The sequence below is a fragment of the uncultured Shewanella sp. genome (assembly GCF_947495455.1).
Classification (GTDB): Bacteria; Pseudomonadota; Gammaproteobacteria; order Enterobacterales; family Shewanellaceae; genus Shewanella.
Map to the genome: position 1 here is coordinate 51459 of NZ_CANLZC010000023.1, position 10583 is coordinate 62041.

The 10583-nt window shown below is 41.4% G+C and carries 12 protein-coding genes; 9 read left to right on the plus strand and 3 right to left on the minus strand.

Going from position 1 to position 10583, the window contains the following annotated elements:
- The first annotated feature begins 25 nt into the window (after positions 1 to 25).
- From pcnB to grxB, 5 genes are all read left to right on the plus strand, one after another.
- Complete coding sequence (gene pcnB, locus Q0791_RS08605) at positions 26 to 1477, plus strand: polynucleotide adenylyltransferase PcnB (protein ID WP_299004911.1); 1452 nt, start codon at positions 26 to 28, stop codon at positions 1475 to 1477.
- Positions 1474 to 1974 (plus strand): 2-amino-4-hydroxy-6-hydroxymethyldihydropteridine diphosphokinase, encoded by a 501-nt coding sequence (folK, locus tag Q0791_RS08610; RefSeq protein WP_299004881.1) that lies wholly within the window; start codon positions 1474 to 1476, stop codon positions 1972 to 1974. The genes pcnB and folK overlap by 4 nt, the downstream gene beginning before the upstream one ends.
- A gap of 30 nt (positions 1975 to 2004) precedes the next feature.
- On the plus strand, positions 2005 to 2799 hold the full coding sequence (gene panB / locus Q0791_RS08615; protein ID WP_299004884.1) for a 3-methyl-2-oxobutanoate hydroxymethyltransferase: 795 nt from the start codon (positions 2005 to 2007) through the stop codon (positions 2797 to 2799).
- Positions 2800 to 2879: 80 nt separating this feature from the next.
- Positions 2880 to 3725: a pantoate--beta-alanine ligase gene (panC, locus tag Q0791_RS08620; RefSeq protein ID WP_299004887.1), complete on the plus strand. Its 846-nt coding sequence runs from the start codon at positions 2880 to 2882 to the stop codon at positions 3723 to 3725.
- 150 nt (positions 3726 to 3875) lie between these two features.
- Positions 3876 to 4526, plus strand: a complete 651-nt coding sequence (gene grxB, locus Q0791_RS08625) for a glutaredoxin 2 (RefSeq protein WP_299004890.1) — start codon at positions 3876 to 3878, stop codon at positions 4524 to 4526.
- 61 nt (positions 4527 to 4587) lie between these two features.
- Here the strand turns inward: grxB and Q0791_RS08630 are convergent, their stop codons facing one another.
- Positions 4588 to 5442 carry an alpha/beta hydrolase gene (locus tag Q0791_RS08630; protein ID WP_299004893.1) on the minus strand — a complete coding sequence of 285 codons (855 nt, stop codon included), beginning with the start codon at positions 5440 to 5442 and terminating at the stop codon, positions 4588 to 4590.
- Between the two features lie 665 nt (positions 5443 to 6107).
- Here Q0791_RS08630 and Q0791_RS08635 point away from each other — a divergent pair.
- Genes Q0791_RS08635 through Q0791_RS08645 form a run of 3 tightly spaced genes read left to right on the plus strand, consistent with a single transcriptional unit; the run spans position 6108 to position 7437 of the window.
- Positions 6108 to 6881, plus strand: a complete 774-nt coding sequence (locus Q0791_RS08635) for an SET domain-containing protein (protein ID WP_299004895.1) — start codon at positions 6108 to 6110, stop codon at positions 6879 to 6881.
- Positions 6882 to 6893: 12 nt separating this feature from the next.
- On the plus strand, positions 6894 to 7223 hold the full coding sequence (locus tag Q0791_RS08640) for a hypothetical protein (protein WP_299004897.1): 330 nt from the start codon (positions 6894 to 6896) through the stop codon (positions 7221 to 7223).
- 49 nt (positions 7224 to 7272) lie between these two features.
- Positions 7273 to 7437, plus strand: a complete 165-nt coding sequence (locus Q0791_RS08645) for a hypothetical protein (protein WP_299004900.1) — start codon at positions 7273 to 7275, stop codon at positions 7435 to 7437.
- Between the two features lie 231 nt (positions 7438 to 7668).
- Here Q0791_RS08645 and Q0791_RS08650 read toward each other — a convergent pair whose 3' ends face one another.
- On the minus strand, positions 7669 to 8715 hold the full coding sequence (locus tag Q0791_RS08650) for a S41 family peptidase (RefSeq protein WP_299004903.1): 1047 nt from the start codon (positions 8713 to 8715) through the stop codon (positions 7669 to 7671).
- 181 nt (positions 8716 to 8896) lie between these two features.
- On the opposite strand from Q0791_RS08650, the gene Q0791_RS08655 reads away from it, so the two are divergent.
- The gene (locus Q0791_RS08655; RefSeq protein WP_299004906.1) at positions 8897 to 9373 is read left to right on the plus strand and encodes a lactoylglutathione lyase; all 477 of its coding nucleotides are present in this window, start codon (positions 8897 to 8899) and stop codon (positions 9371 to 9373) included.
- A 144-nt stretch (positions 9374 to 9517) separates the two neighbouring features.
- Here the strand turns inward: Q0791_RS08655 and Q0791_RS08660 are convergent, their stop codons facing one another.
- On the minus strand, positions 9518 to 10354 hold the full coding sequence (locus tag Q0791_RS08660; RefSeq protein WP_299004908.1) for a hypothetical protein: 837 nt from the start codon (positions 10352 to 10354) through the stop codon (positions 9518 to 9520).
- Positions 10355 to 10583 lie beyond the last annotated feature (229 nt).

Sequence of the window (10583 nt, forward strand, 5' to 3'; positions counted from 1 at the left end):
CTTGGGGATCTATCATTTTTGAGGTATCATATGCCCCTCAATTTTTAATCTTAGTGACAATTCAAATCAGAGGTGTCCCATTTTTCGCCGTATTAGTCAATTCTGCAAGCAGCTATTTGAAGACAAAACAAGCACAGAAGAAGCCAAAACTGAAGGGCTTAGGCTGGATGTTGTGCCGAGAAAAGACCATAGTATTTCTCGCAGACAAATTAGCGAAAATGCTCTTAAGGTTCTGTATAGGCTACATAAATCCGGCTATAAAGCCTACTTAGTTGGCGGCGGAGTCAGAGATATTTTATTGGGACTTGCCCCCAAAGATTTTGATGTAGTCACCAATGCCACTCCCGAAGAAATCAAACGTTTATTTCGCAATTGTCGCCTTGTGGGACGACGTTTTCGTTTAGCCCATATTGTCTTTGGGCGTGATGTCATTGAAGTGGCAACCTTAAGGGGCCATCATGTTGATAGCGGCGAAAAAGTGTCTAAAAAGAATGCCTCAGGACGCCTACTACGTGACAATGTCTATGGCACAATTGATGAGGATGCCGAGAGACGCGACTTTACCGTCAATGCCTTGTACTACGATATCAGTGACTTTAGCATTCGCAGTTATGGCGGTGGCTTAGAAGATCTCGCTTCTCGCACTTTAAGGTTAATTGGCGATCCACAAACCCGTTACCGTGAAGATCCGGTGCGCATGTTACGTGCTGTACGTTTTGCCACTAAGTTGGACATGCAAATCGATGCAAGAGCCGCCAAACCTATTCCCGGTTTAGCGGCTTTATTAAAAGGCATTCCTGCTGCACGTATGTATGAAGAAGTGCTTAAAATGTTCTTATCGGGTAAAGCTCAACAGAATTATAATATGATGCGTGAGTTAGGTTTATTTAGTCCTTTGTTTCCACTGATTGATGCACAGCTAAATGAAGACAAACAAGCCCCCATCTCAACGCTCATAGATCAAGTGATGAAAAATACGGATCAACGCATTAAAGAAGAAAAGCCTGTCACACCCGCTTTCTTCTATGCCGCCTTACTTTGGTATCCTCTCAGCCAACGAGCTGATGATATCGCACTTGAAAGTGGCTTAAGCACTTATGATGCCTATTACGCCGCTATGGGTGATATCATGGAGCAGCAATGCCGATCTATTAGTATTCCAAGACGCTTTAGTAGCATCACCAAAGATATTTGGCAGCTACAACTCAGGTTTGAGCGCAATCGAGGCACACGCGCCTTTAAATTTATGGAGCACCCTAAATTCAGAGCCGCTTATGATCTACTATTATTGCGCGCAGGGGCTGAAGGCGGCGCGATTGCCAAGCAAGCGGCTTGGTGGAAAAGCTTTGTCGAAGGCAGTGAAGAACAACGTACTGTCATTGCGCGTTCGGCCAATAAACAATCACCGCGCCGACGTCGCTCTAATCAAGGGCGCCGTCGTAAACCCACTAATCATCAAGATACACCAAGCACATGACCTTAGTTTATGTGGCATTAGGCGCCAATTTAGCCGATCCAAAGGCGCAATTAGACACAGCCTGTCAAGCCTTGTCTTTACTGTCTGAATCTGATTTTAACGTGTCATCTTATTATCGTTCAAAGCCCATGGGTGAAGTCGTGCAACCTGATTTTGTCAATGCGGTGGCGTGTTTTCATACGCACTTATCACCTATTGCCTTACTTGATGCGTTACAAGCCATTGAACACAATCAAGGACGGGTAAGACTGCAGCACTGGGGGCCAAGAACCTTAGATTTGGATATTATTCTCTATGGTGATGAGCAAATTTCAAGCCCAAGGTTAACCATTCCCCACATAGGAATGACACTAAGAAGCTTTGTCTTAATACCCCTGTTTGAGCTGGCGCCAACACTGATTTTACCTTGTGGTACACCATTAAAAAGATTTATCACATCAGCAATTGAACAAGAATTAAGTGTCATTGAAATGCCAAGGCGCGCCTTGGCGCAATAACGCAATATTCATTAGGTTTAAATAATCATTATGTCAAAAATTACGGGTTCGACCTTATTAAAGTTTAAGCAAGAAGGCAAGAAATTCACTGCATTAACGGCCTACGATGCCAGCTTTGCCAGTGCTTTCGACAGCGAAGGCATTGATGTGCTCTTAGTGGGTGATTCCATGGGAATGGTGCTTCAAGGACATTCCGATACCTTACCTGTCTCGGTTGAAGATATTGCCTACCATACTCGCTGCGTTCGCAGAGGGATAGAACGCGCGTTACTGATTGCCGACATGCCTTTTATGAGTTATGCCACTCCTGAAGAAGCCATGATGAATGCCAGCACCTTAATGAAAGCCGGCGCCAACATGGTCAAAGTGGAAGGCGGCCGTTGGTTACTGGAAACTGTCACCAAATTAACAGAGCGCGGCATTCCTGTTTGTGCTCATCTGGGTTTAACCCCGCAGTCCGTTCATGTTTTTGGCGGCTTTAAAGTACAAGGCCGTGATGCCGATAATGCTCAGCGTATTCTTGATGAAGCCAAAGCATTAGAAGCCGCTGGCGCGCAATTACTGGTTGTTGAATGTATTCCTGCCACGTTAGCCAAAACCATCACAGAAACACTCACTATACCCGTTATTGGTATAGGTGCGGGTAATGATACTGATGGTCAGATTTTAGTCATGCACGATGTACTTGGGATCTCAAGCGGTTATATCCCTCGTTTTTCTAAAAACTACCTCAAGCAAACAGGCGAAATTCGCAGCGCCATTCGTGCTTACATTGACGAAGTCGCACAAGGCACTTTTCCTAGCCCTGAGCATACTTTTAGTTAATGATATTAGTTAATGATATTGGGTAATTGCATAAGCAAGTTACATTAACCATAAATGATATTAGATAGGATCAAGCCGTTATGATCACTGTTCACACTGTAAATGAAGTGAGAGCGCAAATTAAAGCTTGGCGACAAAAAGGCGAAACCGTTGCTTTAGTCATGACAATGGGTAATTTACATCAAGGCCACGTGAGCTTAGTCGAAGCTGCCGCTAAAAAAGCCGATCATGTTGTGGCCTCCATTTTTGTCAATCCCATGCAATTTGGCAAAAATGAAGATCTAGACAGCTACCCAAGAACCTTAGCCGCCGATCAGCAGGCATTAACTAAGGCAGGTACCGCTTTACTTTTCGCCCCAAATGCAGCCACTGTGTATCCCAATGGCATGGAAGCACAAACCTACGTCGAAGTGCCTAAAATATCAGAAACCCTGTGTGGTGCAGGCCGACCAGGACACTTTCGAGGTGTGGCGACTGTGGTCTGTAAGTTCTTTAATATTATTCAGCCTGATTTCGCTTTTTTTGGTAAAAAGGACTTTCAACAACTGTTAGTCATTAAAACTATGGTTGAAGATTTATCCTTACCCATTGAAATTATTGGTGTAGAAACCATGCGTGAAGAGTCTGGCCTCGCCATGAGTTCTCGTAATGGTTATCTAACGCCCACTGAAAAACAGCAAGCCGCCAGCATTAAACAAGTGATGGATGCCATGTCTGAGGATATTAAACAAGGCCACCACCTCAAGGAAGTCACTTTTAGGCATCAACAGACGTTAATCGATGCAGGTTTTGAGCCTGAGTATGTCGAAGTGCGCAATGCCACAAACCTTTACCCAGCAACAGATGAGGATACTGAATTAGTCATTCTCGTGGCCGCCAAAATGGGCACCACTCGCCTTATCGATAATCTCTGTGTGAGTCGATAACCACACGCTCTCATCTCGTTTAAAACTCTCATCTCGTTTAAAAATAGTATAATGGGCTAAACATTAGCCCATTATACTCCCCTCTAGCGGTGCTTTTTAAAACTAAACCACGTAAAATAAGGTCATGACTCTCTCTATTGGCCTTTCAATATGAAACTCTTTCTCTTTGATCATTGTCCTTATTGCGTTAAAGCTATGATGATAGTGGGTTACCAGCAATTGGATGTTGAATATGTCTTTTTGCAAAATCATGACGTTCAAGCTCGCATTGAAAAAGTCGGCGCTAATTTAGTGCCGATTTTACAAAAAACCGATGGTAGCTATATGGCCGAAAGCTTAGACATAGTCAACTACCTTGATGGCGTCAGCGGTAAACCTATGCTTGACGCTGCGTGTTTGCAGACTGTGATTGATGAATGGCTCACAAAAACAAAACAATTATGCTCTGCCTTAATGTACCCTCGTTGGCTAAAAATCCCCCTTCCAGAATTTCAGTGTGATGAGGCAAGAGATTGGTTTACAGGGAAGAAAACCCAGACACTGGGAATGGATTTTGAAATGGCTTATCACAATACGGCTGAATACTTAAGCCAACTAGATTCACAACTTAAAAAGATTGACTGGCTGATCTTGCCATCAGAGCGAAACGATCGCATTAGCTATGATGATATCAATATTTTCCCAACATTGAGAAACCTCACTGTGATTAAAGGTATTAAGTTTCCAACAATCATACGTCAATATATTGAAGAAATATCGACTATGACAGGCATACATTTGTTTGATGACGTTGCCGTTTAATCGCTAAATCAATAAGCAGCCCATTCAGTATGGCTGCTTTTGTTTTTTATTGACGATACGGTTAATCCGCTTTTATAAATTCATCCACTAACCGATTAAACTTATCGGCTCCCTCAATAAACATAAAGTGCTTTCCACCTTCTTCTTCCTCAAAAATGGCCAATTTAGACCCTTTAATTTGCTTATGTATCCACTCTTGAGAACTCACTGAGGTGGGACTCGCTCGCCCCGCGACAATCAATGTTGGCACAGTAATACGTAAAATGACATCTCGCCAATCTTGATGGAAATGATTATAGAGCAGCTCAGCTGCGTATTTTCCCGGAAAATGATAGCTATTTTTAATCAACCATTGTTTTTCTTTCTCTGACATTTTGTTGGAAATTTCATGATTCAATAACATGGCCTTATAATTATTGCCTTTATTGCCATACACAGTATTGTAAATTTGCATTGCAGAATCAGGATCCACTAAAGGACCATAGTCGGCAATTTGCTGTGGGCTCCATTCGGGGTTGCAGACCAAAGCAGCCACTCTTTCAATCAAAACAAGTTTATTGATTTTACTTGCTCCAAATAAATCCCAATAACACAAGATCACCGCAGAGCCTAAATCATGGCCTAACAACACCACATTATCTAACGATAGATGCATTAATAGCTCGTCCACGTCTTTCGCTAATCGATAGACTTTATAGCCATATTCTGCGATTTCTGAATGCCCATGCCCTCTCATATCCAGTGCAATCGTTCGATAATGCTGACTGAAAAATGCCATTTGATGATGATACTGTTCCACAGACTGAGACCAGCCAGGCAACATCACAATAGCCTCACCTTCACCTTTATCCAGATAATGCAATTTAACGCCATCACTGGTATGAAAGTAATAGCTGTCTTTATTTGTTAAGACCATTGACGCTTTCCTTAGGAAGCAAAGTCCTTTCACATCACCTTGCCTCAATTTTCTTTGATAAAAACAAAAACGACCAACTTATTATTCTCATTCAGTCACCATAAACTCAAAGCAACAAAAAAGGTCATTTTGAAGCCTTAACTTTAGGGGAAAAACTTTCACTACACTTAATATAGCTAAATCAATATAAAATGATAGCCTCAGAGCGATCAGTTGAGCGACAATTTGAGGCGCATTTATGCTGTAATGGTGGTTCCCTTTCAAATGAATGCAACGCTGAAGTGGAATGTCTGAGAAGCTCACTTTGTGCGGGTTTCAACATACTTTATGCTACGTTAGCTGCTTTCGATATACGACTTCATGGATGAAGGAGGTAGGGCGACGTTTGAACCCAAGCCGAGAACAACTATTAGCTTCAATCATCTGCGACCACCATGGATGGTGGGACTGTCTGTTAATGCAGGAGCAATTAACGACCTTGCCTACAGCATGTTGAATTCCCGCTGAAAGATCACTTATATAATGGAATTGGTATAAAAACTCTACTCCCTCATACTCTGCAGGTATTAAACGTAAGCCAATGGCAGCGCTTACCTTCTTTTTCTTGCATTTTGTCAAAACTCAATCATTAATTAATGCAGAGCCTTTCAACATTCTGCCTTAATATGGTCCAAGCCAATACCACTGCTGTTAGCTCCTCTTCAACCTATGACCATGCATTATTTAATTGGGCTCAGCAACATCATATGCAAATCGCAAAGGTAGAAATAGCCGTTAACGCATTGGGCATTAGAGGCTTATTTGCCATTCACCCATTAAAGAAAGGCCAAGTGTTAGCTAATATACCTTGGCATTGCATCATACACACAGAGCAAGTTAGAGAATCGAATGAAATTAATGGATTACTTCAAGGTGAAATAGACACCTTATCAGATCATGAGCTGATCGCCCTATTTATGCTTTGTCAGGCCACTCAAGCGCAGTGTCACTGGCAAGCTTATTACAATTCATTGCCTCAGGATCTCAGCCAGCATCCTCTTTTTTTTACTGAAAGCGACTTAGCACAGATCACCAACACACGCATTTTATCTATCCTCAAGAAGCGTTGGCGATTTTTAACTCAATCCTATGAACGCTTGTTACCTATATTACAAACCATCCCCAATGCTCACTTAATGGCCTATATAAAAACTCGAACGCTGATCAACACCCGTTGTTTCACGGTAGAAAGGTTCGGGGAGAAACAAGCTGCCATGATCCCCATTATGGAGATGATGAATCATAATGAGGATCCCAGCTGCCATTGGAGCAGTGATGAAAAAGGTGTGTATTTTACCCTGCTCAAAGATGTCAATGCAGGCGAAGAACTGACAGATAATTACGGTAAAAAAAGCAAGGAACGATACTTTGCCAATTACGGATTTTACCCACAAAGATAAAAGGAGCAAACCATGACAACAGCCTCAGTTCTCTTATTAACTGCCAGTCTAGCTCTACTCGTACCGACAAGCAGTCATGCCGAAAACCAGCCAGGATTTAATAAAAAACTCAAAATAGAGCAACATAAAAACTGGTTAGCCGTACTCAATGCTAATGAAGGGAAATTGACGCCCACTCAAACAGAAAATGAGTACCGGCTCACCTTAACTCACTTCAATGACCATACTATTTTATTTACAGATAGGCCTTACAGAGAAACTAGGCTCATTACCACAAACGCCTTTATCACCCACTTTAAACAAGCCTTTTCTGACTCCTCCCAATGCAGCGCTCGTCTATGATAAAGCTCAACAAGGCGATCACGAGCAGAACTCAACGTTCGTCGTTATATTGAACAGGGCAAAATGGATCGATGAGCATACCATTGAATTTACGATCACCTATCAGGGACCCACACCTGCACTTCCCTTAGGCAAAATTCAAGAGGTGCATATCTTTATAGATGATATTCGTGACATGGGCGAAGATGAACATTTAGATGATATGAAAATATGAGCATGACAATGGTATGAGGTTATGAGCCTAGTCAATTATAAGCGACATTGTCAAACGTGAGCTAGCAATGACAACGACTTATTTATCAATAGGCTGAACACTATAAGTAACAAGATTAACGTTTCATTTTTATTGGTATATACGAAGCGTCGCATTATATCGTTATCATAATAAACTTTAAGTAAAATAAAGGCATCAAATAAAAAGCTGCTCCCTCATACACCATGGCGATTATTGCAGCTGTTCACTCAATAAGCTGGCAATTTCTTTTTGTTGCTCCACAGACACACTCTTTTTTTGTATTGCTTGTAATGCGATTTTATACGCCACATCTAAAGCTGCCTGTTTATCCGCTTTAATATCGGGCACGACCCCCACGCCTTCCCAGTTCTTATGCGTTACAGGATTAACGGCTTTCGCGATAGGAATAGCCGCAATAAAACCATCACCGAGATCAAAGCGTTGCCAAGGATTCGCTCCACCCTTACTGGTTTCACCGATCAAGGTGGCCCGTTTGAGCACTTGCAGATTATAAGCAAACTCTTCGGCAGCAGAAAACGTGTCTTCATCGATAATGACATAGACAGGCGTATTAATGTGTTTATCCCCCTTGATATCATCGAAAGTCCAATACTCAGCCGTACTGTCTGTTTGCTTCCAGTAAATATCATTTAAGTGCACTTTTTCAGCAAATAAATAACTACTGAGAAAACGCACCATATCGACACTGCCACCGCCATTATTTCTCACATCAAAAATAATCGCATCGGTATCGCTTATCAGTGACATCACCGCCTCGGCTCGCGTTCTTGACTCAGGGTAAATATTGTCCATTCCCCATAAATCAATATAGCCCACGTTCCCCTCAAGAATTTCAACACGATTAAAGCCTGAATTTTTTCTCGCAAGCTTAACAAACCAATCTTCATAAGTGGGCTTATCCGTTTTATTATTCGAGTCGCTCCACCATAAGGAAAAATGCGGATCATATGCCTGTAACGTCGTTTTCAGCTGAATCGCAATGTCTTCAGGCTCACTGGCCCCATTAAATGATGCCGTCATTTGTAAGGTATCAAGTGATTTGAGAATGGCAGGTACCGCTTCGTGCATCACATATTGGCTCGAAAGCTGCTCTCGCAAATTGTCGACTAACTGCTTTTTTTGTGTATCTTCCATTTTCGCCGCCAACACCAATGGCGTGAATAAACTCAACCCCAAACCAACGATTAACCCGCGCTTTAATATTGCCGTTAACTGGCTCTTTGTTATGATCCTCATAATATTCCTTTTTTGGTGATATCCTCAGTCATATCCTCTCACACACAACTGGATTTTAATTAACAAAATTGTAACAACATAATGCTGAGGTATTTTATTCCTATTGATTTAACAGCAAGCAATATAAAAATGTTAACCTAAAGGACAAATGAAATCGCCCAACCTATTCAGTGGAGTCAATATGCGATATTTACACACTATGGTGCGTGTTAAAGACTTAACGCAATCACTGGCCTTTTATTGTGATCAATTAGGATTAATTGAAGTGCGCAGAGTAGATAATGAACAAGGCCGTTTTACACTGGTCTTTCTGGCTGCACCTGATGATAGAGAACAAGCAACAAGCACTCAAGCCCCCTTGATTGAATTGACCTATAACTGGCACAGTGACAATAGCAATGGGAATAATAGTGAAAATAAGAGTGAAAGCTATAGCAGCGGACGTAACTTTGGCCATCTGGCTTTTTGTGTCGACAATATCTTTGAAACTTGTCAAACATTACTTGATAATGGCGTCACCATTAACCGCCCTCCGCGAGATGGCCATATGGCCTTTATTCAATCACCAGATGGGATTTCCATTGAACTGCTGCAAAAAGGTAATGCGCTGCCAGCCTGTGAACCTTGGCAATCAATGGGTAATACGGGCAGCTGGTAAGCTTAAACACATCATCCTACTAGAGCCTTTGTCACACTCACAATGACTCACTGAGTTCGTTTTGATAAAAAATCACGAGAAAAGAAAGGCCCTTAAACAGTATGTGATTAAGGACACTAAAGGTTAAAAGAAAAAAGTTATTATTTAAGTTCTAGTGTGAGCACCCTGTGATTTAGGCTCTTCAAGACATAAGGCCCTAACTGTACTGCCTTCTTTAGGTTGCGTCGTCATGTCATTAAGCCAGTCATCAACTGTCGTTTTTTCAATATTCTCAAATTGATCTTTAATTCTTTCCCATGTTGATGCTTCTAAACTATAGCCAGCTTGATTAAGGGTATATTCTGCATGGAATGTAATGGTTCCTTTGCTAGATGTTTGAGATATTTCAAATGTGCTTGTATATAAGAAAAAATTGACTTTACCCTCACCATCTTGAAGGATATTTTGTGAGAAGTTAGATTGCTTTTCTGTTTGCTCAGAATAAGATAATGCCGCTTTAACTAGGTTTTGCACCGATTGAATAATGGATTCCTTATCGTGTTCTAAGATACCTCTAAAGCCATCGACAAATGAATCAATTAATTCATTAGCATTATGACTCTTTTGTTTTATCTGCTTACTTTCAGACCATTCTAAAGTTAAAAATGGCACTTGAGAAACTAGGTTTGTAAAGCCTAAGAAATGTTTTAAATCACCATTACCATTAGGGTCGAGGGGATCAAATTGTGCTTTAGTTCGGCACATATTAACACTGGTTTGTAATCCGTCATAAACACTGATTGGTGCAGTTCCAGGTGTACTTGCTTCATTGGCCGCTTTTTCATAACTTAGTGTAGGAAAAGCATTTGCGGGGTTTTGTGTTGTAGAGGCATCGAGAGCCGCCATCGGGTTATGAAATAATGACTCTGTAAATGCCACAGGGGTTGAACCTGAGTGTATCTCTTTTAACCACCGACTGGTCTTTTCTTGTAACTTTTTCATTGTTGCGCTCCTTGCTTTTATCAAGTGAGCGTTGATTATAGTTGGCTCATGACCTCATGGTTCATTCTCCCTCAAAAGGCCACACCTAACTTTTCATTTATTGTATTGTTTTAATTAAATTATTGGAAAAAATGATGTTTATACTTTTTTTAAGCCTTGTTGATCAAATAGCTGCTTGAGATACAGCTATAGCAAGGTTTTCCGAGTTTTATTTCGTTGCCTGTCGAAC